The organism is Nocardia sp. KT25-26 (assembly GCF_056627695.1).
In genome coordinates, this window is the sequence record NZ_CM152813.1 from 1,791,662 (window position 1) to 1,814,298 (window position 22,637).

23 protein-coding genes are annotated in these 22,637 nt (G+C 70.5%); 17 read left to right on the forward strand and 6 right to left on the reverse strand.

The features are described 5' to 3' along the window. Positions 1 to 112 precede the first annotated feature (112 nt). A complete protein-coding gene (locus AC1HFH_RS08200; protein WP_480247772.1) occupies positions 113 to 1,636 on the forward strand; it encodes a serine/threonine-protein kinase in 1,524 nt (507 codons plus the stop codon). A gap of 33 nt (positions 1,637 to 1,669) precedes the next feature. Here the strand turns inward: AC1HFH_RS08200 and AC1HFH_RS08205 are convergent, their stop codons facing one another. Continuing rightward, positions 1,670 to 2,524 carry a LysR family transcriptional regulator gene (locus AC1HFH_RS08205; RefSeq protein ID WP_480246827.1) on the reverse strand — a complete coding sequence of 285 codons (855 nt, stop codon included), beginning with the start codon at positions 2,522 to 2,524 and terminating at the stop codon, positions 1,670 to 1,672. 136 nt (positions 2,525 to 2,660) lie between these two features. On the opposite strand from AC1HFH_RS08205, the gene AC1HFH_RS08210 reads away from it, so the two are divergent. The 6 genes from AC1HFH_RS08210 to mnmA all read left to right on the forward strand — a co-directional run bounded on the left by AC1HFH_RS08210 (position 2,661) and on the right by mnmA (position 8,885). Continuing rightward, complete coding sequence (locus tag AC1HFH_RS08210) at positions 2,661 to 3,998, forward strand: NAD(P)/FAD-dependent oxidoreductase (protein WP_480247773.1); 1,338 nt, start codon at positions 2,661 to 2,663, stop codon at positions 3,996 to 3,998. Positions 3,999 to 4,251: 253 nt separating this feature from the next. Further along, positions 4,252 to 5,076: a GNAT family N-acetyltransferase gene (locus tag AC1HFH_RS08215; RefSeq protein ID WP_480246828.1), complete on the forward strand. Its 825-nt coding sequence runs from the start codon at positions 4,252 to 4,254 to the stop codon at positions 5,074 to 5,076. A 4-nt stretch (positions 5,077 to 5,080) separates the two neighbouring features. Then, complete coding sequence (locus AC1HFH_RS08220; RefSeq protein WP_480246829.1) at positions 5,081 to 6,052, forward strand: lysophospholipid acyltransferase family protein; 972 nt, start codon at positions 5,081 to 5,083, stop codon at positions 6,050 to 6,052. A gap of 28 nt (positions 6,053 to 6,080) precedes the next feature. Further along, positions 6,081 to 6,467 (forward strand): hypothetical protein, encoded by a 387-nt coding sequence (locus tag AC1HFH_RS08225; protein ID WP_480246830.1) that lies wholly within the window; start codon positions 6,081 to 6,083, stop codon positions 6,465 to 6,467. 118 nt (positions 6,468 to 6,585) lie between these two features. Further along, the gene (locus tag AC1HFH_RS08230) at positions 6,586 to 7,812 is read left to right on the forward strand and encodes a cysteine desulfurase family protein (RefSeq protein ID WP_480246831.1); all 1,227 of its coding nucleotides are present in this window, start codon (positions 6,586 to 6,588) and stop codon (positions 7,810 to 7,812) included. Then, a complete protein-coding gene (gene mnmA / locus AC1HFH_RS08235; RefSeq protein WP_480246832.1) occupies positions 7,809 to 8,885 on the forward strand; it encodes a tRNA 2-thiouridine(34) synthase MnmA in 1,077 nt (358 codons plus the stop codon). Before AC1HFH_RS08230 ends, mnmA begins: the two co-directional genes overlap by 4 nt. Before the next feature lie 13 nt (positions 8,886 to 8,898). On the opposite strand, the gene AC1HFH_RS08240 is transcribed toward mnmA, so the two are convergent. Then, positions 8,899 to 9,408: a TetR/AcrR family transcriptional regulator gene (locus AC1HFH_RS08240; RefSeq protein WP_480246833.1), complete on the reverse strand. Its 510-nt coding sequence runs from the start codon at positions 9,406 to 9,408 to the stop codon at positions 8,899 to 8,901. Between the two features lie 74 nt (positions 9,409 to 9,482). On the opposite strand from AC1HFH_RS08240, the gene AC1HFH_RS08245 reads away from it, so the two are divergent. The 3 genes from AC1HFH_RS08245 (at position 9,483) to AC1HFH_RS08255 (ending at position 12,378) form a co-directional block, all read left to right on the forward strand. Next, positions 9,483 to 10,076: a flavodoxin family protein gene (locus AC1HFH_RS08245; RefSeq protein ID WP_480246834.1), complete on the forward strand. Its 594-nt coding sequence runs from the start codon at positions 9,483 to 9,485 to the stop codon at positions 10,074 to 10,076. Next, the gene (locus AC1HFH_RS08250; protein WP_480246835.1) at positions 10,073 to 11,128 is read left to right on the forward strand and encodes an NAD(P)H-dependent flavin oxidoreductase; all 1,056 of its coding nucleotides are present in this window, start codon (positions 10,073 to 10,075) and stop codon (positions 11,126 to 11,128) included. Before AC1HFH_RS08245 ends, AC1HFH_RS08250 begins: the two co-directional genes overlap by 4 nt. 227 nt (positions 11,129 to 11,355) lie before the next feature. Then, on the forward strand, positions 11,356 to 12,378 hold the full coding sequence (locus AC1HFH_RS08255; RefSeq protein ID WP_480247774.1) for a methionine synthase: 1,023 nt from the start codon (positions 11,356 to 11,358) through the stop codon (positions 12,376 to 12,378). Between the two features lie 595 nt (positions 12,379 to 12,973). Here AC1HFH_RS08255 and ligA read toward each other — a convergent pair. Next, on the reverse strand, positions 12,974 to 15,070 hold the full coding sequence (gene ligA / locus AC1HFH_RS08260; RefSeq protein WP_480246836.1) for an NAD-dependent DNA ligase LigA: 2,097 nt from the start codon (positions 15,068 to 15,070) through the stop codon (positions 12,974 to 12,976). 282 nt (positions 15,071 to 15,352) lie between these two features. On the opposite strand from ligA, the gene AC1HFH_RS08265 reads away from it, so the two are divergent. Together AC1HFH_RS08265 and AC1HFH_RS08270 are read left to right on the forward strand one after the other, a co-directional pair. Continuing rightward, positions 15,353 to 16,318, forward strand: coding sequence for a hypothetical protein (locus AC1HFH_RS08265; protein ID WP_480246837.1), 966 nt, complete (start codon positions 15,353 to 15,355; stop codon positions 16,316 to 16,318). A gap of 10 nt (positions 16,319 to 16,328) precedes the next feature. After that, positions 16,329 to 16,676, forward strand: a complete 348-nt coding sequence (locus AC1HFH_RS08270; RefSeq protein ID WP_480246838.1) for a phosphatase PAP2 family protein — start codon at positions 16,329 to 16,331, stop codon at positions 16,674 to 16,676. Positions 16,677 to 16,682: 6 nt separating this feature from the next. Here AC1HFH_RS08270 and AC1HFH_RS08275 read toward each other — a convergent pair whose 3' ends face one another. Next, positions 16,683 to 16,952, reverse strand: a complete 270-nt coding sequence (locus AC1HFH_RS08275; RefSeq protein ID WP_480246839.1) for a hypothetical protein — start codon at positions 16,950 to 16,952, stop codon at positions 16,683 to 16,685. Positions 16,953 to 17,281: 329 nt separating this feature from the next. On the opposite strand from AC1HFH_RS08275, the gene AC1HFH_RS08280 reads away from it, so the two are divergent. Genes AC1HFH_RS08280 through AC1HFH_RS08290 form a run of 3 tightly spaced genes read left to right on the forward strand, consistent with a single transcriptional unit; the run spans position 17,282 to position 19,550 of the window. Further along, a complete protein-coding gene (locus AC1HFH_RS08280) occupies positions 17,282 to 18,502 on the forward strand; it encodes an AAA family ATPase (protein WP_480246840.1) in 1,221 nt (406 codons plus the stop codon). Between the two features lie 51 nt (positions 18,503 to 18,553). After that, on the forward strand, positions 18,554 to 18,988 hold the full coding sequence (locus tag AC1HFH_RS08285) for a hypothetical protein (RefSeq protein ID WP_480246841.1): 435 nt from the start codon (positions 18,554 to 18,556) through the stop codon (positions 18,986 to 18,988). 31 nt (positions 18,989 to 19,019) lie between these two features. Continuing rightward, entirely contained in the window at positions 19,020 to 19,550 is a 531-nt protein-coding gene (locus AC1HFH_RS08290) for a GNAT family N-acetyltransferase (protein WP_480246842.1), read from the forward strand. A gap of 20 nt (positions 19,551 to 19,570) precedes the next feature. Here AC1HFH_RS08290 and AC1HFH_RS08295 read toward each other — a convergent pair whose 3' ends face one another. Further along, positions 19,571 to 20,221: an ACT domain-containing protein gene (locus AC1HFH_RS08295; RefSeq protein ID WP_480246843.1), complete on the reverse strand. Its 651-nt coding sequence runs from the start codon at positions 20,219 to 20,221 to the stop codon at positions 19,571 to 19,573. Positions 20,222 to 20,369: 148 nt separating this feature from the next. Between AC1HFH_RS08295 and gatC the strand changes: the two genes are divergently transcribed. Both gatC and gatA read left to right on the forward strand, forming a co-directional pair. Beyond that, positions 20,370 to 20,669, forward strand: a complete 300-nt coding sequence (gatC, locus tag AC1HFH_RS08300) for an Asp-tRNA(Asn)/Glu-tRNA(Gln) amidotransferase subunit GatC (protein ID WP_480246844.1) — start codon at positions 20,370 to 20,372, stop codon at positions 20,667 to 20,669. Next, positions 20,666 to 22,162 (forward strand): Asp-tRNA(Asn)/Glu-tRNA(Gln) amidotransferase subunit GatA, encoded by a 1,497-nt coding sequence (gene gatA, locus AC1HFH_RS08305; RefSeq protein WP_480246845.1) that lies wholly within the window; start codon positions 20,666 to 20,668, stop codon positions 22,160 to 22,162. The genes gatC and gatA overlap by 4 nt, the downstream gene beginning before the upstream one ends. Before the next feature lie 42 nt (positions 22,163 to 22,204). Here the strand turns inward: gatA and AC1HFH_RS08310 are convergent, their stop codons facing one another. After that, the gene (locus AC1HFH_RS08310; protein WP_480246846.1) at positions 22,205 to 22,636 is read right to left on the reverse strand and encodes an SRPBCC family protein; all 432 of its coding nucleotides are present in this window, start codon (positions 22,634 to 22,636) and stop codon (positions 22,205 to 22,207) included. Between the last annotated feature and the right edge of the window lies 1 nt (position 22,637).

A 22,637-nucleotide genomic window follows, 5' to 3' on the forward strand; every position in this document is an offset into this window, starting at 1 on the left:
GACCGAGGGCACAGGCGGGGCCGGTCTCTGCATCCACGGGGAAGCGGAGACTCGATGCGATACCGTACGACCCGGTTGGCATCGTCGGTCGGAAGGTTCGGTCTTGTTGGGGGTGGGCGCGGCATTCGCCGGCTATCAGCTGGAAAGCGTACTGGGGCAAGGCGGGATGGGCACGGTGTATCTGGCCCGGCATCCGCGGCTGCCCCGCAGCGTCGCACTGAAACTGCTGAACCGGGAGGTCTCCACCGACCCCGAGTCGATCCGCCGGTTCGAGCTCGAGGCGGATGTGGTTGCCCGGCTGGAACACCCGGGGATCGTAGGGGTATTCGACCGTGGTGCCGACGAAGGACACCTGTGGATCGCCATGCAGTACGTGCGCGGCACCGATGCGGCCCGCTGGAATGCCCGGGCGCATCCGGCGACAGCGGTGGCCGGGCTGCTCGGCGGCACTGCGGCAGCGCTGGACTTCGCGCACAGCCGGAGTGTGCTGCACCGGGATGTCAAACCCGGCAACATCCTCATCGCCGACGCCGATGCCGGCCGCGACAGCCGGGCAGTGCTGACCGATTTCGGGATCGCCCGGCTCACCGACGGTACGAACAACGGGCTCACCGCCACCGGAACCTTCACCGCCACGCTCGCCTACGGTTCCCCGGAACAGCTGTCGGGCGAGGTGGTCGACCACCGCAGCGACCAGTACTCGCTGGCCTGCACCGTGTTCTCGATACTCGCCGGACACCCGCCGTACGAAGCGACGAACCCCGGTCAGGTGGTGATGGGCCATCTGTCCCTCCCGGTGCCGCGGGTCAGCACCGCGCGACCCGACCTGCCGCCGACGGCCGATACCGTCCTGGAACGGGCGATGGCGAAACACCGCGACGACCGTTTCGGCAGCTGCACGGAGTTCACCGATGCGCTGCGGAACGCGCTGGAGGGGAAGCACATTCCGGCGCCGGTGCATCGGTCGGACCCCACGCTGGTCGCCGGTCCTGCCGCCCCGGTCGGCTCGCCGCACGCGGCTGTTCCGGGCACCGGGGGATGGCCGGTGTCCTCGCCGGGCCATCCGGTGCCGGTGGCTCCGTCGCCTCAGCCGTGGTCCCCGCACCCGCCTGCGGCCGACGTCGCCCATGCGCCGGTGGCTGCCCCGGGTGGCGTGCCGCCGCGCCCGTCGCCGGGCTTCGCGCGTCCGCCGTCACCGGTGACGGCGGGAATCGCGGGCGTCGTATCGATGCTGATCGGGCTGGTCCTGCTGCTGGTCCTCGCCATCGGGATGGGGACCGCGGTGACCAATTTCGAGTCGAACACTCGATCCGCGGGCGTCGAGGGCTACCTCCTGCAGACTGCGCTGGTATTCGCCCTGTTCTTCGTCCCGATGTCATTGACCCTCGGCGGTGGTCTGGCGCGGGTGTCGGGCCGTCGATTCGGCCGGGCACTGGCTGTCGTCGGCGACGGTCTGATCGTCGCGGGTGGATTGGTGGCGACCGCAGTCAACGCCACCTCCGGCGCCGAAGCCTCGGTTCTGGTTCTCACCGTCATCATGGTCCTGGTCCCGCTGACCGCCGCGGCGTGCGCATCCTGGCCGAGCACCGGTCACTGGCTGCGGTACCGCACGGAGCTGCGCCGACAGCGCCGTTGAGAACACCGGGCCGGGTGGATTATCGGCCCGCCGTCACTGATGCAGCGACGCCAGCAGCGTCGCGACGATGGGGGAGCGGCGGGTGTCGTCGCGCAGTACCGCCGACACCGGAATCCGGAGCCGGTGTTCGGCGAGTTCCAGGGTGGACAGCCCCTCGGTGGAACTACCGGCATACAGCAGCGTCCACGCGTCCGGCCGGTTGAGCAGCTCCATGGTGGCGGTGTGGTCCGGTGGGATCGGCGGGCCGAAAGTCGGGCCCGCCGGCAGATCGGCGAAGGCCGCGCGGATTACATTGTGCAGCAGGACCTGCTCGGACTCCGGTGGCAGCAGCAGCGGGTAGCTGCTGAGTTCGCCGAGGGTGACTTCGGTGCGGTCGGCCAGCGGGTGCGTGCTGGAGGTGGCGATCACCAGGTCCTCCACCCACAGTTGCTCCACCGCGACACCGGGCTGGTCCACGCTGCCCCGGATCAGCGCCAGATCGCAGTCTCCGTCGGCGACGGCGGTGATGCGCTGCCGGAACGGCTTGATCACGTACTCGATCTCCGCCTCCGGATGTGCCGCGCGGGCGGCGGCGATGGCGGACAGCGAGCGGGCGGCGAACGACATGTTGGCGGCCAGCCGGATCCGTGGCCCGGTCGCCCGCACGGCGGCGCGGATCGCGGACTCCAGGCTCAGCATCTGCTTGGCGAGCGGGAGCAGTCGCATCGTAGCGTCGGTGGGGACGACGGCCCGGGTGGTGCGTTCGAACAGCTGTACCCCGAGGTCACGTTCCAGTCTCGCGATCTGGTGGCTGATCGCGGACTGGGAGATGAAGCAGTGGCTGGCGGCCCGGCTGAAACTGAGCTCCTCACAGACGGCCACGAAGTATGTGAGCTGACGCAGCTCCATCGCAGGTCCTCCCATATTCATCGATAATCCAGATAAGAGTCATCTTCATTATGCGCCCCCGCTGGGGAAACATCTGTATTCCGCATCGCGTTTACTCATGACAGAAGGACAAAATCCGATCTTGGAGTACACGGTCATGGAACATGCGGACGTCGTCATCGTCGGTTCGGGCTTCGGCGGTCTGGCCGCCGCGAAGCAGCTGTCGAAGTCGGGTATCGATTACGTTTTGATCTCGAGCACCCCCGAGCATCTGTTCCAGCCGCTGCTGTACCAGGTCGCCACCGGCGTGCTGGAGCCGCAGGAGATCGCGCCGCCGATCGCGGGTGTGCTGCGCCGCCACCCGGGCGCCGATGTCCGGCTCGGCAAGGTCGTCGATATCGATGCCGGCGCTGCGGTACTGACCTACGACACCGCCGACGGCCCCCGCCGGATCCGCTACGGCTCGCTGATCGCGGCCACCGGGGCCAGCCAGTCGTATTTCGGTCGCGACGACTTCGCCGACAAGACGTTCTCGCTGAAGACCATCGACGATGCCGAACGACTACGCGACCGCATCGCCCAGGTCTTCGCGGCGGCCGAACACGCCGACGAGGCGACGCGCCGCCGTCTGCTGAGCTTCGTCGTAGTCGGCGCCGGCGCCACCGGCGTGGAGGTCGCCGGGCAGATCACCGAACTGGCCAAGCGGCATTTCCATCAGGAGGTGTCGGTGACCCTGGTGGAGGGTGCGGGCGCGGTGCTGCCGCCGTTCGGCGGCGGACTGTCGGAGTATGCGAAGCGTTCGCTCACCGGCAGCGGTGTCGAAGTACTGCTCGGAACCTTCGTCACCGATATCGACGAGGGCAAGGTCACCGTGCGCGACGCGGACGGGATCGAGCGTGGCATCGCCGCCGAGACGGTCATCTGGTCGGCCGGCGTGCAGGCCGGCGATTTCGCACAGCAGCTCGCCGAAGCGACCGGCGCGGAAACCGATCGGGCCGGCCGGCTGCTGATCAACCCGGACCTCACCGTCGGCGGGCACGCCGATATCTTCGCCATCGGCGATATGACCTCGCTCAACGGCTACCCGGGCCAGTCGCCGGTCGCGATGCAGGAGGGGCGGCACGCGGCCGACATCATCCGCGGCGAGCTTCCCGCCGGTACCGCGTTCGAATACTGGGACAAAGGCAGCATGGCGGTGATCAGCCGCTTCAGCGCCGTCGTGAAGCTCACCGAGAAGGTCACCTTCCAGGGCCCGATCGCCTGGGCGATGTGGCTGGCGGTGCACCTGATGTACCTGGTCGGCTTCCGGAACCGGTTCGCCGCGGTGGCCTCGTGGCTGGTGGCCTTCATCGGCACCGGACGGCCCGGTTTCGCGGAGGCGCGGACCGAGGCGCCCGTCGACAGCACCCGGGCGTCGGACAGCGACGACGGCACCCGCGCGCCCGCAGATCAGGTGCCGGGCGGACGGCGCGAGCTTGCCGACGCGACCTCTTGAACTGCTGCCGACCGGCCGGACCGAGCTGCGACCAGCACTCGGTCCGGCCGTTTGCTGTCGTGGCCGCCGCGGCGCGACGAGGCGGAAGGATCGACGTTCGACAACGGATTCGGCCGGCGGGCAAGGCGATGGCGAACGATACGCAGCGGTTTCGTGAACGCGGAGTGTGACTTCCGTCTCGTTCACCGAACCGGCATCGCCGCGACACTTCGCGGTCGCTCCGATGCCGTGTCCGGCTGGCTTCATCAGCCGTATGACAATTTCGTCCGTGTTGACCGCGCCGGCGCGACCGACGGACGCCGGGGTGGCGAAGTCGCGGTACTCGCTGATCGTGGAGTCCGATGCCGAACACCGGGAGGCCGCGCAGCGGCTCCGCTTCGGCGTGTTCGCCGGTGAACCCGGATTCCGGATGCCGGACAACGGAACCGGCCTCGACGCCGACCGATTCGACGAACACTGTGATCACCTGCTGGTCCGGGACGAGGAGACCGAACAGTTCGTCGGCTGCTACCGAATGCTGCCGCCCGACAAGGTCGCCGCCGCCGGCGGCTACTACACGGCCACCGAATTCGAGCTGACCGCGCTCGACCCGCACGGCCGCCGGATCGTCGAAATGGGCCGCGCCTGCGTGGTTCCCGAACATCGCAACGGTTCGGTACTGACGCTGATGTGGGCCGGGATCCTGCACTACATCCAGCTCACCGGCTACGAGTGGGTGATGGGCTGCGTGTCGGTCCCGATGCAGGACGACCCGGCCGACGAGCCCGGCGTCAATGTTCGCGGCGTGCGGGATCTGCTGCTGCGCAAGCACGCCGTCGACGACGACCAGCGAGTCCGGCCGTACCGCCCGGTGTCGGTGGGCGGTCGCTCGCTCGACGAGCTGACCCCGCCGAACCGGCCGAAGCTGCCGCCGCTGCTGCGCGGCTACCTGCGGCTCAATGCGCAGATCTGCGGCGAACCCGCGCACGACCCGGATTTCGCGGTCGCCGATTTCGTCGCCTTGCTCGGGCTGGACACCGTCAACACCCGCTATCTGGACCGCTTGCAGAGCGCAGCCGCCACGCTCGACGGAAAGTGACCCGATGTTCGACGCCCCGCCCGCACCCCTGGACGAACGAACCCACGCCTGGATGCCGTCGAGCCCCTGTGGACCCGGCTGCGTCGAATCGACCGACCGGGTGAGCTCGGCCCGGATGCTGGGCCGGATCGCCGGTGTCGCCGGTCTGGTCCTGGCCTTCCCGGTCTGTACCGTCGTCACCCCGAGGTCCCGTCGGGAGGGGATGCGGCGCCGCTATGCCCGCACCGTGCTGGGCTGCCTGGGTATCCGGTTGCGCATCGTCGACAACCGCACACCGGACACAGGGGCCACCCCGAAGGGCTTCGCGGCCTCCGGAACCGGAGTACTGGTCGTTGCGGGCCATATCGGCTGGACCGACATCGTGGTACTCGCCGCGGTGCAGCCGGTCAGCTTCGTGGCCCGGGCGGACATGATCGATTGGCCGGTGCTCGGCCGGCTCGCCGAACTGACCCGCGTCGTCCCGATCGACCGGGCGCGTCTGCGCGAGCTGCCCGGGGTCGTCGGCCAGGTCGCCCGGCGGCTGCGGGACGGTGACCGGATGGTGGCCTTCCCGGAGGGCACCACCTGGTGTGGCCGGGCGTACGGGCGGCTGCGCCCGGCGATGTTCCAGTCGGCCATCGATGCGGGCACTCCGGTCCAGCCGGTCCGGCTGAGCTACCTCGACGGGCGCGGCGACCGGACCACCGTCGCCGGCTTCATCGGCGACGACACCTTCCTCGACTCGGCCCGCCGGGTGCTGCGCAGCAAGGGACTCACCGCCGAGGTGGTGCTGGCTCCGCAGCAGCCCGCCGGCACCGATCGCCGCGATCTGGCCCGCCGATGCGAGCAGGCGGTGCGCGGCGGGTCCGACGGCTCCGGCGAATGGATCACTGCGGGCAGCACCCGGGTCCAGGACCCCGCGGTCGCCGTGCCGCACCCGGCGGACGTCTCGGTCCGGCATGCCGGGATCGCCGCGAGGGTCGGTCCCGCCCGATAGGCTGCCGATACCGACGCAGGGGGTGTTCATGTACGTCGCCGTGGTCGCTGTCCTGTATCTGGCCGCGATGGTCCTGGGCTTCGTTCTGTTCGACGTTTCGACGACAACGTTCGCCCTGTGGGCGGTCGCGGCCATGGCCGTCTTCGGTGGGGCAGCGATCGCCGCCGTCGGATGGGATGAACGCCGGGCGGCCGAGCGAGCCCGGCGCCGGGTCGAGGAACAGCGGCAGAACCGGGGCGGCGGCGCGCGGCGCGGGCGTGGTTCGGGACGGAACACGGGGTCGGCCGACGTCATCACCCGCAGCGATTCCCGCACGGGCAGTGATCCGTCCTTCGACCTGGGCGGGCACGACGGCGGCGGTGGCGGTTCCGGTGGCACGGACTCCGGTGGCGGCGGAGGTGGGGGCAGCTTCTGACCACGGTCCGGGAATACCCGGCGGTGGCCTGCGGGTTGCGCATCGTGGACGAGTCGTCGCACGTATGGAGGATGCCCCGCAGATGCGCAGGTCAACGGTCGGATAGGCTGGATCGGTCATGAAGTCGGCTATCCCGGGTGCGGTCAGTGGTGCCCAGACGGTCTACCTCGATCACGCGGCCACCACTCCGATGCTGCCCGCCGCCGTCGAGGCGATGACGGCTGCGCTGGGGCAGGTCGGCAACGCTTCCTCGCTGCACGGGGCCGGACGGGCGGCCCGGCGGCGCCTGGAGGAGGCCCGTGAATCGATCGCGGCGGATCTCGGCGCCCGGCCCTCGGAGGTGATCTTCACCTCCGGCGGGACCGAGAGCGACAATCTGGCAGTCAAGGGCATCTACTGGGCGCGCCGTGGGCAGGACCTGAAGCGCACCCGGATCCTGAGCAGCGCGGTCGAGCACCACGCCGTGCTGGATGCGGTCGAATGGCTGCAGCGGCACGAGGGTGCGCAGGTGACCTGGCTGCCGGTCGATCCCGCCGGCATCGTCGCGCCGCAGACCCTGCGGGCGGCGTTGGCCGAACACGCCGACGAGACGGCCCTGGTCACCGTGATGTGGGCGAACAACGAGGTCGGCACCATCCAGCCGATCACCGAGCTAGCCACGATCGCGGAGGAGTTCGGGGTGCCGATGCACTCCGATGCGGTCCAGGCCGCCGCCGGGCTGCCGATCGATTTCGCGGCCAGCGGCCTCGCCGCCGCGAGCATCGCCGGGCACAAGGTCGGCGGACCACACGGAATCGGCGTGCTGCTGCTGGGCCGGCAGGTGGCCTGCGAGCCGCTGCTGCACGGGGGTGGTCACGAACGGGACCTGCGGTCGGGGACCTCGGATGTGGCGGCCGCGATCGGGCTCGCCGCCGCACTGCGGTTCACCGTGCAGGATCTGCCGGTACGGTCGGCCGCCCTGCGCACCCTGCGCGACGATCTGATCGCCGGGGTGCGGGACCTGGTCCCGGACGCGGTGCTCAACGGTCCGCACGACGAACGCCGGCTGCCCGGCAATGCACATTTCACGTTCCCCGGCTGCGAGGGCGACTCCCTGCTGATGCTGCTCGACGCCGCCGGTATCGAATGCTCGACCGGTTCGGCCTGCACCGCCGGGGTGGCCGCACCGAGCCATGTACTGATCGCGATGGGCGTCGCCGCCCGGCAGGCGCGCGGCTCACTACGGTTCTCGCTCGGCCACACCACGACCCGCGCCGACGTGGATGCGGTGCTGGCCGTGCTGCCGCAGGTGGTCGAACGCGCCACGGCCGCGGGCCTGGCCGATGCCTTGGGAGGTGCACGATGAAGGTTCTGGCCGCGATGAGCGGTGGTGTCGACTCGGCGGTGGCCGCGGCGCGGGCCGTGGCAGCCGGGCACGAGGTGGTCGGTGTGCACCTGGCCCTCTCCGAGGCGCCCGGTACGCTGCGGACCGGTTCCCGGGGCTGCTGCTCCAAGGAGGACGCCGGCGATGCCCGGCGGGCCGCGGACGTGCTCGGGATCCCGTTCTACGTCTGGGATTTCGCCGAGCGGTTCAAAGAGGATGTGATCGACGACTTCGTCGCCGCCTATGCCGCCGGGGAGACCCCGAACCCGTGCCTGCGGTGTAACGAGAAGATCAAGTTCTCCGCGCTGGCCGAACGGGCCGTCGCGCTCGGCTTCGACGCGGTGGCCACCGGGCACTACGCGCGGCTGCAGGACGGGGTGCTGCGCCGCGCCGTCGACGCCGACAAGGACCAGTCCTATGTGCTGGCCGTGCTCACCGCCGAACAGCTGGGCCGGGCCATGTTCCCGGTGGGCGATACGCCGAAACCGCAGATCCGGGCCGAAGCCGCCGAACGCGGCCTGGCGGTGGCGGACAAGCCGGACAGCCATGACATCTGTTTCATCCCCACCGGTGACACCCGGGCGTTCCTCGGCGCGAAGATCGGAATCCGGCCGGGTGCGCTGGTCGACTCCGACGGCACGGTGCTCGGCGAGCACGAGGGCGTGCACGGATTCACCATCGGGCAGCGCAAGGGTCTGGGTCTGACCCGGCCTGCCGCGGACGGAAAGCCGCGCTACGTCACCGGAATCGATCCGGACTCCGGGACCGTGCGGGTCGGTTCGGCCGAAGAGCTCGAGGTCGGCACCGTCACCGCCGACCGGGCGATCTGGACCTCGGGTGTTGCTCCGGAAGGTCCGATCGAGTGCATCGTGCAGGTCCGCGCGCACGGCGGCACCGCACCGGCCGTCGCCGAACCGTCCGGTACCGGGCTCATCGCCCGGCTGCGTGAACCGCTCACCGGCGTCGCCCGCGGCCAGGCCATCGTGCTGTACGTGCCCGACGCGGACGGCGACCGGGTGATCGGCAGCGGCACCATCAGCGGTACCGAGGCCTGACCGGGTAGCCGCCTCAGGCGGGCGTAGCCGACATCCCCAGCAGCTGTTCGGTGCGGGGCCACAGCTGGTCGAGCACGGCGGCATCGCCGGTGACCTTGGCCAGTAACACGGTCCCCTCGAGCAGTGCCAGTACCGAACGGCCGATATCGTGGCCCACGTCCGGTCCCGCCTGGGCAGCGATATCGGTGACGATCTCGGCCTGTTCGGCGAAGATCGCCCGGACCCGATCCCGGATCTGTGGTTCCGAATCGCCGAGCTCGAGCCCGAGGTTGGCGAGCAGGCAGCCCCGGATGGCGCCCGTTTCGGCGAGGTCGGCGCGCTGCGCCTGCGCTTGGGTCGCCAGCAGGTCGCGCAGCCGGAGCAGTGGTTCGCCGGCGCCGTCACGCGCATGCAACCACTCGGGGCGTTGTGACCGCCAGTGCGCTGCCACCACCTCGTCGGTCAACGCCTGCTTCGATTCGAAGAAGTGGTAGAAGCTGCCCTTTCGGACATCGGCCCGAGTGCAGATCTCGGCGACACCCACGCTGCGGTAGCCGTGGGTGTGGATCAGCTCGCACGCCGCATCGAGCAGTCGTTCCCGTCTAGAAAGGATTGCAGATGCACGACATCACCGTTGCCATCGCTTACCACAGCGGATACGGGCATACCGCCCGGCAGGCCGAGGCGGTCGCCGCCGGCGTCCGGGAGATCGGGACCGCGGGGCTGTATCCCGTCGACCGGCTCGACGACGAGCTGTGGCGCGCCCTCGGGGCCGCCGACGCCATCGTGTTCGGCACTCCGACCTATATGGGCAGCCCCGCCGCGGTCTTCCAGCAGTTCGCCGAAGCGAGTTCCGCCATCTGGGCGGAACAGGGCTGGCGTGGCAAGCTCGCCGCCGGCTTCACCAACTCGGCCGGAGTCAACGGAGACAAGCTCAATGCCCTTGTCTCCCTGGCGGTCTTCGCCGCTCAGCACGGGATGACCTGGGTCAACCTGGATCTGCCGCCGACCTGGCTCTACACCGAACACGGGGCGCCGGACGGGCTGAACCGGCTCGGTGGATTCCTCGGCGCCATGGCCCAATCGCCCTCCGATGTGGGACCGGAACGAGCGCCGGCGGCGGCCGATCTGGCCACCGCCACCCACCTGGGCCGCCGGGTGGCCGACCTGGCGCTCACCATGGCGCGTGGCCGGCAGGTGGCGGCGTCGTGAACCGCTTCTGCCGGCTGACCGGGATCGAGCATCCGATCGTGCAGGGGCCGTTCGGGGGTGGCCTGTCCTCGGTCGAACTGGCCGCGACGGTGTCCGGTGCGGGTGGGCTCGGATCGTTCGGTGCGCACACGCTCACCGGGCCGCAGATCCACACGCTGGTGGCGGAACTCCGTGCCGCCACCCGGCAGCCGTTCGCGGTGAACCTGTGGGTGCCGCAACCAGCGGAACCGGCCGACATCGCGGCGGCGGATGTGCGGCGACTGCGGCCGTTCTACCGCGAACTCGGCGTCGTGCCACCGGAGTCCGTGCCGCGACCGGACTACCGGGAACAGCTCGACGCCGTGCTGGCGGCGGCGCCGCCGGTGGCGAGTTTCGTCATGGGGATCCCCGACGCCGACTTCCTGGACCGCGCCAGGGCGGCCGGAATCGTCACGGTCGGCACCGCCACCACCGTCGAGGAAGCCGAAGCGATCGAGGCGGCCGGCATGGATGCCGTCGTCGCCTCCGGAACCGATGCGGGCGGCCACCGCGGTGCCTTCCTGCGGCCGGTGGCCGAATCCCTGGTCGGGACATTCTCATTGGTACCGCAGGTGGCCGACGCCGTTCGGATACCGGTGGTCGCGGCCGGTGGTATCGCCGATGGGCGCGGGGTGGCCGCGGCCCGGCTGCTCGGTGCCGACGCCGTGCAGATCGGCACCGGGTTCCTGGCTACCACGCAGTCCAACGCATCATCGGCACACCGGGACGTGCTGCGCAGCCCGGCGGCCCGGGTCACCGTCCTGACCCGTCTGTTCTCCGGCCGGCCCGCCCGCGGCATCGTCAACCGCTTCATCCGGGAGATGGCCGAGCACGAATCCTCCGTGCCTGCCTACCCGGTACAGAACGCCTTGATGATGCCCATCCGGCGCCGTGCCGCCGAAACCGGTGAGCAGGGCCTGGTCAACCTCTGGTCCGGCCAGGCGGCCGGTCTCGCCGGAGCCACCGACGCGGCCACCTACCTCGCCGACCTAGTCCGGACAGCCGACCTGTTGCTGCCGGACGAACTGCGCTGAGCACGGTGCGGCGGTGGAACCCGTCGCCGCACCGCGCCGTTCGTCGCAGACGGTCGGACCACCTGTGCGGTGTCGCCGGCATCCCGGCCCGGACGTCGGAGCAGGGTCCGTTGCGGGCCGGGGTACCGGCGTCCCTACGCTGGGACGGACTGTTCGGTGTGGGCCGGGTGGCGCGGAAAGAGGTGGCGGCGCAGGTGGTGGAGATCGAGGCGGGCAGGTCGGCGAGGGTGTTTCCGGCCGGTAGCGCGACGGCGCTGGGGTCGTGGCCCGGAACGGATCCGCGGGAGGCGGCCGCCACCGTGCTCGGTGAGCTGCCGGAGCTGCCGCATCTGGTGGAGCTGCCCGGGCGGGGGCTCGGCGCCGACATGATCGGACGCTGCGCCGCCCTGCTGGTGGACCTGCCGATCGACACCTCGGTACGTGGCTACCGGCTCGCGGCCGGGCCGGGCGCCGTGCATCGCCGGGCCGGTGACCTGCTCCGGTTCGATCTGGATGCCCTCGAAGAAGCCTGGGAGAAGGCCGGTTCGATCGGTAGCCGGCGGCCGGTGAAGGTTCAGGCCGCCGGGCCGCTCACCCTGGCCGCGGAACTGGAACTGCCGAACGGGCATCGCGCGCTCACCGACCCGGGTGCGCTCCGCGACGTGGCCGACTCACTGGCCGAGGGACTCGTCCGGCACGTGGCCGAAGTGCGGCGGCGGCTCGGCGCCGAGGTCCTCCTGCAACTCGACGAACCCCGGCTCACTGCCGTCCTGGACGGCTCCCTGCGCGGGGTGAGCGTGCTGAATCCGGTGCGGGCGCTACCGGAACCGGAAGCCCGTGCCGTACTGGATCGGGTGATGGCCGCCGTCGCCGCCCCGGTCCTGCTGCACAGCTGCGCGACCCGGCCCGCACTCGGCACCCTGCGCCGGACGGCTGCCGCTGCGATCGCCGTCGACCCCGCCACCCTCACCACCGCCGACGACCTCGACCAACTCGGCGAACTGCTCGACACCGGAAAACGACTCGTCCTCGGACTGGTTCCGACGACCGCACCGCAACAGCAGCCGACCTGGCGTGATCTGGCCGCCGTCGGCGTCCGTCTCATCGACCGGCTCGGCTTCCCCCGGAAAACCCTCACCGACCAGGTCCTCGTATCCCCGGCCTGCGGCCTGGCCACCGCCTCGGCCGGTTGGGCCCGCACCGCGCTGGCCCTCGGCCGCGACATCGCCCGCGCCTACCGCGAGGAACCGGAGTCGCTCCCGGCAGCGTGATTCGGCGCCGCGTTCCAATGCGCAGAGCCGCGGCGGCATCTGCTCGGAGCGGCCCTGCGCCGAACTGCCGGTCGGCCTGGCTCGTCGGCTTCGGTGCCGTGGTGCAGATGCCGTATCCGGCCGGCCGCCCTCTGCACCGCGCTGCCCTTCGCCCGCAATGTCGCTCGTGCATTCGGCAAGGATGCGGAGTCGCTCCCGGCAGCGTGATTCGATGCCGGAATCTGCGGCGCCGGGGCCGCGCGGTGGCAACCGCGTGTGGCTGCTACCGCATCCGGTCTTACCGGTCCGCACTGGGCCCTCTCGTGGTCCCGGAGTCTCGGACCGGCGCGCTCACCGGGATCCGGCCACCGCCGAGCGGTTCGGTGGAGTGTTCCGGATGCGGTATCACCCGACACGCACCGCCACCGTTGCACCGAACCGCCGATCGAGAGCGACCTCACCTGCGCGCAGGCCGAACGTTCCGCAGCGGCCTTCGCTTCCAGGCCGACGGCGCAGCGCGATCCTGGCTGCGTCGGACGGTCGGCACCGGTGTGCTCCGCACCTCGGTGCGGTACCGCATCAGCCGCGCCCGCATCGGGGTGGCAGGGTGGGCGAGTTACTCCTCGGTCTCGGCGGTATCCGGTGCCGAGACCGCATCGGGTCCGCCGGCCAGCAATGCATGGAATCCCGCTTCGTCCAGGATCGGCACGCCCAGCTGCTCGGCCTTGTCGGCCTTCGAACCGGGGGAGTCGCCGACCACGACGAACGCCGTCTTCTTCGACACCGAGCCGGCGGCCTTACCGCCGCGCACCAGGATCGCCTCCTTGGCGCCGTCCCGGGTGAAGTCCTGCAGGGAGCCGGTGACGACGATCGACAGACCGGTGAGGGTGCGCTCGATCGATTCGTCGCGTTCGTCGGCCATCCGTACTCCGGCGGCCCGCCACTTGTTGACGATCACCCGGTGCCAGTCGACGGTGAACCATTCGGCGACCGCGGCGGCAATGGTCGGGCCGACCCCGTCGACCGCGGCGAGTTCCTCGACCGTCGCCGCCTCGATCCGGTCCAGGCTGCCGAATTCGGTGGCCAGCGCCCGCGCCGCCGTCGGCCCCACGTGCCGGATCGACAGTGCGACCAGCACCCGCCACAGTGGCTTGTCCTTCGCGGACTGCAGGTTCTCCAGCAGCCGGAGGGCGTTCGCCGACAGCGCGCCGTCTTGTTTGGTGAACAACGGCACCTTCGCCAGCTGTGCCTCGTCGAGGTCGAACAGGTCGCCTTCGTCGGTGATCACCGACGAATCCAGCAGCGCCACCGCGGCTTTGTCGCCGAGGGCCTCGATATCGAACGCGCCGCGACCGGACAGGTGGAACACCCGCTCGCGCAGCTGGGCGGGACAGTGCTGCTGGTTCGGGCAGCGGATGTCGGCGTCGCCCTCTTTCGCCGGGGCGAGTTCGGTGCCGCAGGACGGGCAGTGGGTCGGCATCACGAATTCCCGCTCGGTGCCGGTGCGGGAGTCCACCACCGGTCCGAGAACTTCGGGGATCACGTCACCGGCCTTGCGGATGGTGACCATATCGCCGATCAGCACGCCCTTGCGCTGCACCTCCGAGGCGTTGTGCAGGGTCGCCATGGCGACAGTGGAACCGGCCACCGTGACCGGCTCCATCACCGCGAACGGCGTCACCCGGCCGGTGCGGCCCACATTGACCTCGATATTGCGCAGCCGGGTGATCGCCTCCTCGGGCGGGTACTTGTAGGCGATCGCCCAGCGCGGCGCCCGGGAGGTGGACCCGAGCCGGCGCTGCAGCGACCGCTCGTCCACTTTGATCACCTGGCCGTCGATCTCGTGGTCGATATCGTGCCGGCGTTCGCCCCAGTGTGCGATGCGTTCGATGACCGCGTCGATGCCCTGTACCCGCAGGGTATGGTCGGACACCGGCAGTCCCCAGGCGGCGAGCGCCCGGTAGACGTCGTGCTGAGTGGCCGGTTCGAACCCGACGGTTCGGCCCAGTCCGTGGCAGATCATGTGCAGATTGCGCCGGGCGGTGACCGCCGGATCCTTCTGGCGCAGCGAGCCCGCCGCCGTGTTGCGCGGATTCGCGTACGGCGGCTTGCCCTCCGCGACCATCGCGGCGTTCAGGGTCTCGAAATCCGCCAGCCGGAAGTACACCTCACCACGCACCTCGAGTAGTTCCGGGATGGGGAACTCGTCGTCGGCGGTGAGTGTGGTGGGCACATCGCTGATGGTGCGGGCATTGAGGGTGACGTCCTCGCCGGTGCGGCCGTCGCCCCGGGTCGCGCCGCGGACGAGGCGGCCGTTCTCGTACACCAGGTTCAGGGCGACGCCGTCGATCTTCAGTTCGCACAGATAGTGCAGATCGGATCCGGCCTCGGCCACCACCCGGGCAGCCCAGGCCCGCAGTTCGTCGTAGTCGAACACGTTGTCCAGCGAGAGCATCCGCTCCAGGTGATCCACCGCACCGAATTCGGTGGCGAACCCGCCGCCCACCAGCTGGGTCGGTGAGTCCGGGGTACGCAGCTCCGGAAACTGCTCCTCGAGCTGCTGCAGTCGTTGCAGCAGGGCGTCGAAATCGGCGTCCGAGATGGTGGGGGCGTCGCGCACGTAGTAACGGAACTGATGTTCGCGCACCTCGTCCGCGAGCTGTTGCCACAGCTGTCGCTCTTCGGCGGTCGCCACCGTTTCGCTCTCACTCACCCCACGAAGATTAGTCGAGCCCACCGACAACTCCGGCATATGTATCGACGCACGTCGCACCGTGGATCGGCGGTCGGCGAAGCCGGGAGCGGCCGAGTCCGGCGGCACCCGCTGCGGCGGCCGGTGCCGGGTAGGCACGACGGCGACGAACGGCGCCGGCTGTGGTTGGGTGACGCGGTTCAGGGATCGCACCGTCGCCCACGAAATCGGCCATAGCGGGCCCGGCGCTGGTGGCGGTCGCGCGGCCGGATCCTGGGGAGCCCCACGGTCGCCCTGGGCATCGTGGCCGTGCATCTGACGCTGAACATCCCGGTGGTCGAAACCGTCGTACAGCATCCGGCGCCCGTCCCGAACTTCTCGACCGCGCTGCGCATGGTGTTGTTCAACCTGATGGCGGCGGCCCCCGGGGTGCTGACCCTCGCCATCACCGGTGACCCGGCCCGCATCCGGCGCGGCGCGGTGGCCCTGGGCACGGTCGCGATCCTCGGTTCGCTGGCCGCACTGGTGATCTTCGGCTCGGCCGAGCCGGTACCGCAGGCCGCCGGGGGATTCGATTTCGACCGCGCCTACGGTCATCTGCCCGGATACGCCGAGGCGGGCATCGCCGGCGCGTTGTTTCCGGCCCTGCTGTGCCCGATCCTGATGGTGATGGCCGGGCGGGCAGCGGATCTGCGTTCCGTCGCGGGATGGAGCCTGGCTCTGCTGGCGGCCGGGCTCGCGGCCGCGACGGTCTGGGCGTGGCTGCGCCTGGGGTATTTCGTCGCGACCCGCTACGGCGGAAGCGGCCCGGCGGGCGTGGTGTTCGAGATCACCCGGGCCGTCTCCGCGGCCGGCGTCCTGGCGATCTTCGTCGGGATGATGCTTTCTCCGGTGGTGTCCTGGATCCGGGCGCGGCGGGCGATCCGGACCATCACCCCGCTGCACACCGAGTTGGTGGCGCGCCGACCGGGCGTGCGACGGCAGTCCCGGCGGGGCAGTAGTGCGGAGGAGCGGACCGGTGACCGCATCACCGAACTGCTGGATGCGCTGAGTTCGGAAGCCGAGGCGCTGGACGCGACACCCGGCGCGGTACTGGCCGATGATGCGGTGGCCGCCGCGGTGGCGGAGTGGCTCGCAGGTGGCGGGCGGCATCCGGCGCTGTCCACGGAACGGATCAGGTCGGCGATGCCGGGGGCCGGATCGGACCGGCGCTGGGCGGTGCGGGTCGGGCAGGCATATCGAGAGAGGCAACCGGAGGTAGTCGGGTGACCGGCACTGGGTGATTCCGGCGATCCTGGCCGTCGTTGCCGCCGGGCTCGTCATCCAGGTGGTGCAGGGTGCCCCCGGCGAGCTGATCGCCTGGACCGTGGCCGGGCTGGCCGTGCTGACCGCGGTGGGCATCGTGACGATGCTCGGAGGCTGGAAGGTCAGCGTCCATGCCGCGGTGTCCGGCGGTACCACGGTTCTGCTGGCGTTTGTCATCTCGCCGTGGGTGCTGGCGGCGCTGCCGGTGACCGCGGTGATCGGCTGGTCGCGGGTCAGGCTCGGCGACCACACCCGGGCGCAGGTGACCGTCGGTGCCTTCCTGGGCGCGGCCGTGGCGGCGGCCTACCTGCTCACCTACTGACCGCGGTCACTCGGAGTCCCGGCCGGTGCGGCGCAGTTCGCGGAATCCGGCGCGGAACACCCGGGGCGGGTCGTAGCTGCGGGCCGACATCGTCTCCGCGCCGCTGTCCCGGGCGGCGGCCATCCATTCGGTGTGTTTCCGGATCTCCCGGTAGGACTCGGCGGGGCCGAAGTAGTCGATGGGGACGCGGAACACCGTGGCGATATCGGTGAGCGTCGGCAGTGTCGGAGCGCGGCGCTTCCCGGACAGCAGCTGGGACATGTAGCCGGTGGTCATCCGGCCGCCGGCGGCCCGGATCAGATCGACGATCTCGGTCTGGCTGTACGGTCCGCGACCCCGGGGTGGACGGTGTCGAACAGGAAACGCAGCCGGACGGCGAAGGGTGGTCCGCTCTCGGGATCCGATTCCGGGTCGGTCCGCCCGTCGGAAACCATGCCTGGTCCTCCTCGGATGAGCTACCGCGAGGTTCGGTTCGCCCGTACAGGGGGTCGGGCGAACCGGGCCGGTGACCGTGGGGCTGCCGGTGCGCGATGGTGCGGCGATGTGCTTGGCTCGGGGCGGGCCGCGAATGGCCGGAGAGTGGACCATCGACGAGAGTGTTGCGGATGCTGCGTAGTTTTCAGGTGACCAATCACGGATCCCTCGCTCAGGGGCAGCAGGTCCGGTTGAGCCGGGGGAGCAGCGGCCCGATCGCGGTCCCGGTGACCGCGGTCCACGGCGCCGCGGCGGCCGGTAAGACCAGCCTGATCGATGCACTGGCCCAGATGCGCGATGCGGTATTGCATTCGGTGACCGGCTGGGACCCGTACGCCGGTCCGGTCCGCCGGCCGCATCTCGGATTCGCCGACCGGCCTTCCGAGTTCGTGGTGTCCTTCGTCGCCGAAGGCGTGCCCTACACCTACGGATTCCGGCTGGACAATGCCGACGTCCTGGCGGAATGGCTGTACACGCATCCGCGGTCACGGAAACGGATCGTGTTCGAGCGCAACGGGGAACAGGTCAAGGTCGGCCCGATGTTCGAGGCCGCCCGCTACGGCATCTCCGCCCTGGTGCCGCTGGTCCGGCCCAACGCCCTGCTGCTCAGCCTCGCCGGACAGCTCTACGCGGAGGCCCTGGTACCGGCGTACCGGTGGTTCTCGTCGATGCTGCGCGTCCAGCACGGCCCGGTATCGGTGCCCGCGATCGCACACGACCTGGGCAGCCACATCTCGCGTTCGCCCGACAACGCCGTCCGGCTGCTCACTCTGCTGCGCACCGCCGATCTGGGGATCACCGATCTGCTGGTCGCCGAGCCGGACCCGATGTATGCCGACTACCTGCGCGAACTCGATGCCGAGATCGCCGATCTGAGTGCCCAGCTGGTACCGGCCGCGACCTCGGCGCCGGAGTCGGAGCCGATCCTGCTCGAGCGTGAACTGACCAACCTGCGCTCGGCCCGCGACGCCCTCTACAGCCGGATGGCCGAGCGGCGCGGGCCCGGCGTGGAGTTGCTGCACGAGGGCATCGATGTGCCGTTCGAACTCGCCGACGAGTCGACCGCGACACTGTCCCTGTTGCGCCTGCTGCCCGCCATGCTGGAAGCCCTGGACACCGGCCAGGTGCTCGCCATCGACGATATCGGCGCCGGTCTGGCCGTGGAGGAGACCGACCGCCTGGTCCAGCTGTTCCAGAACCCGGAAACCAACGCGCACGGCGCCCAACTGCTGTTCACCACCGCCTCCCGTGGGCTGATCGACCGCAACAACGGCCGCTCGCAACGCACCCGCACCGCGGTCTGGCAGCTGCGCCGCAGCGAACACGGCATCAGCGAGCTCACCCCCAGCTGACGGCCCGAAGCTGCGGCACCGCCGTCCCGGCGGCCGAACTAGCATGGAGACATGTTCGAGCTGGGAATTCTGCTCATGGTGGCCGTGGCGCTGGCGGCGCTCGCGCTGGCCTACACCCGGGGCAGAGGGTCCGGGCCGCGGAACGGCGCGCCCGGAGCCGGTGCGGCGCCGGTGGAGTTCGGGAAGGAGGGGGACCGTTCGTCCGGCGGCTCCTTCTTCGGGCGGCGGCCGAAGCCGGTCGAATACGGAACGTTGCAGGTGACCGGGGTGAGTCCGCGGCCGGCGGCGACCGGAGTGCAATACGTCACCATCACCGGCACGTTGAGCGGGCCCTCGGAACCGGGCACCGTGGTGTACCGCCGGTTCGCGTGGGATGCCGGTCAATGGCCGATGGTGGGTGACCTGCTCACCGCCGTCTACCCGGCCGGTTCGCCGAAACGCTGGCAGCCCGACCACCCCGGCCTGCGCCCCTACCTGAGCTCCTGACCGCGGATCGGCCACCCCGGCCGATGGCACCATGGATCCGGTGGAGGTCACCGAAACAGTGCAGATCCGTCCGGCCTGCCCGGACGAGTACGACGCCGTCGCCGAGCTGACGGTGGCGGTCTACGTCGGCGAAGGCTATGTTCCCGCCGCCGACCCCTATGTGCACGAACTCGCCGATGTCGCGCACCGTGCCGCGGCGGCCGAGATCCTGGTCGCCGTGCACGAGGACCGGATCGTCGGGTCGCTCACCGTCGCCCGTCCCGGCACCCCGTACGCCGAGATCGCCCGGCCCGGTGAACTCGAGTTCCGGATGCTGGCAGTCGCGAAATCCGCCCGCGGCCTCGGTGCGGGGACAACGCTGGTCCGCACCGTCCTGGACGAGGCCCGCGCAGGCGAGTACCGCGCCGTGGTCCTGACCACCATGCCTGCGATGGCCGACGCCCGCCGCATCTACGATCGGCTCGGTTTCCTCCCGGTCCCGGAACGGGCCTGGTCACCCGGCAACGGCCTGCAGCTCAGCGTGCTGCGATACGGCCTTCCGGAGGCCCCGATCGACCGCTGAGCAGGCGACCGGCGTCCGGCTCAACCCAGGACGGTGGCGACGATGCCGGCGAGGTAGCCGAGGCGGGCCACCTCGGAGGGACGGAACTCGGGGCCGCCGGGCCGGCCCAGCAACAGGGCCCGGCCGGAGTCGCCGAGCGGGGCGGCGGCGAGCGTGGTGTCCATATCGCGCCACAGTTGCGGAACCCATTCGGCGTCACCGTCCAGCGCGGACGGCTTCTGCAGCGGCATCCACGGTGCCGAACCGGCCTGCGTCTCCGGTGCGCTCGGGCTGCCGACGACCCGGAAGGTGGCCTCGCCGTCCATCCCGATGACGGTGGACCAGCCGACCCGCAGCACCCGCGGTACGCCGTCCACCAGGACCTGCAGCCGGTCGTCGCGGGCACTGGCCACCTGGTCGATCAGTTCGAGCTCGCGGTGCGTGTCCAGTACGCCGGAGTACGGCCGGATCGAATCGACCCGCACATCGGTGATCGATTCGGCCGCGGTGATCAGCGTGTCCGGCAGGGCCCCGGTCGGGACCTCCACCACCAGATCGTCCACCGCGAAACCGGCGCCGCGCTCCACCACGTCCAGCGACAGGATGTCCGCGTCGACGGTGCCGAGGGCTACTGCGAGGGCACCGAGGCTTCCCGGGCGATCCGGAAGTTGCACGCGGAGCAGGAATGACACGTGCGTTCCTTTCCTAGTCGGGGCGAAGCTGAGAATCGGATACCCGGTCAGCCGATAGTTACACCCCGGTGCGCCGGTTATCGAGTCCGAGCTTAGGCTGTGCACGTTCATCTGTGTTCCTGCCACCGAAGGCGAAAGGGGTTCCGCGGTGCCCGCCATCTCCCGCGACGAGGTAGCTCACCTCGCCCGGCTGTCCCGGCTCGCGCTGACCGATGCCGAACTGGATCAGTTCGCCGGCCAGCTGGATTCGATCCTGAGCCACGTGCGGACCATCTCCGAGGTCGCCGCCGCCGACGTTCCCGCGACCGCCTCGCCGAATCCGGCGACCAACGTGACCCGGCCGGACGTCGTGGTGCCGGGGCTCACTCCCGAGCAGGCGCTGGACCAGGCGCCCGCGGTGGAGGAGCAGCGTTTCGTCGTCCCGCAGATCCTCGGTGAAGGGGAATGAGCACCGTGAACGAACTGATCACCCTGTCGGCGATGGACCTGGCGGCCAAGATCCACTCCCGGGAGGTGTCCTCGCAGGAGGTCACCCGCGCGCACCTGGAGCAGATCGAGAAGGTCGACGGCGAGCTGAACGCCTACCTGCACGTGGCCGCCGACGAGGCGCTGGCCGCGGCCGCCGTGGTCGACGCCGCGCTGGACGCCGGGGAAGCACCGGTTTCGCCGCTCGCGGGCGTGCCGCTGGCGCTCAAGGACGTGTTCACCACCACGGACATGCCGACCACCTGCGCCTCGAAGATCCTCGAGGGCTGGATGTCGCCGTACGACGCCACGGTGACCACCCGGCTGCGGGCCGCCGGAATCCCGATCCTCGGCAAGACCAACATGGACGAGTTCGCGATGGGCTCGTCCACCGAGAACTCCGCCTACGGGCCGACCCGCAACCCGTGGGACACCTCGCGGGTCCCCGGCGGGTCCGGCGGCGGTTCGGCGGCCGCGCTGGCGTCCTATCAGGCGCCGCTGGCCATCGGCACCGACACCGGTGGCTCGATCCGGCAGCCGGCCGCGGTCACCGCCACCGTCGGCACCAAGCCCACCTACGGCACGGTGTCCCGGTACGGCCTGGTGGCCTGCGCCTCCTCGCTGGACCAGGGCGGTCCGTGCGGGCGCACCGTGCTCGACACCGCCATGCTGCACGAGGTGATCGCCGGTTACGACCCGCAGGATTCCACATCGCGCGATGTGCCGGTCCCGCCGGTGGCCGCGGCCGCCCGGCAGGGTGCGGCCGGTGACCTGCGCGGCATGAAGATCGGCGTGGTCAAGGAGCTGAACTCGGACAGCTACCAGCCCGGCGTGCTGAACTCCTTCGCGGCCGCGGTGGCCACCCTGAAGGAACTGGGCGCCGAGGTGATCGAAGTGTCCTGCCCGAACTTCGAGTACGCGCTGTCCGCCTACTACCTGGTGATGCCGTCGGAAGTGTCGTCCAACCTGGCCCGGTTCGATGCCATGCGGTACGGCCTGCGCGCCGGCGACGACGGCAGTCACAGCGCCGACCAGGTGATGTCGCTGACCCGCGAGGCCGGTTTCGGTCCGGAGGTCAAGCGCCGCATCATGATCGGTACCTACGCGCTGTCGGCCGGCTATTACGACGCCTACTACGGGCAGGCGCTGAAGGTGCGCACCCTGATCGCCCGCGACTTCGCCGCCGCCTACGAGCAGGTGGATGTGCTGATCTCGCCGACCAGCCCGTTCACGCCGTGGAAGCTGGGCGAGAAGGTCGACGACCCGCTGGCCATGTACCTGTCCGACCTGTGCACGCTGCCCACCAACCTGGCCGGGCACTGCGGAATGTCGGTCCCGTCGGGGCTCAGTGCCGACGACGACCTGCCGGTCGGCCTGCAGATCATGGCCCCGGCGCTGGCCGACGACCGGCTGTACCGCGTGGGCGCGGCCTACGAGGTCGCTCGCGGCCCGCTGCCGACGATCCCCGGCCGCTGAGTCGATGCGGGTCCCGGGGCGCGGTCACGCCCCGGGACCGGGTCAGCGGGCGGCCCGCTCGGCGAGTGCCGCGGTCATCGCGGCGAACCCGGAACGCAGCGGACCACCGAGGACCGCGGTCACGACCGGGCTCAGCCAACCGGCCAGGGTGAATTCCGACTCGTAGCGGGTGCGGTTCCCGTCCAGGGGCGTCAGCCGGTGGCTGCGCAGGCTGTGCAGGGCGCCGAGCGGTGCCGGGCGCATCGTGTAACTGAAACCCTGCCCGGGTGTCGTCGAGCGAATCCATTCCCGCTGCCGGCGCACCCGCGCGCCCAGCTTCACCTGCATGTCGATCGGGTCACCCGGTTCCAGGGTGCTCGCGCATTCGACTACGAACGGATTCCATTCACCGTAGCGGTCGAAATCGGTGAGAACTTCCCACACCCGTTCGGCGGGGGCGTCGATATCGACCGTGCTGTTGATCTCCAGAGCCACC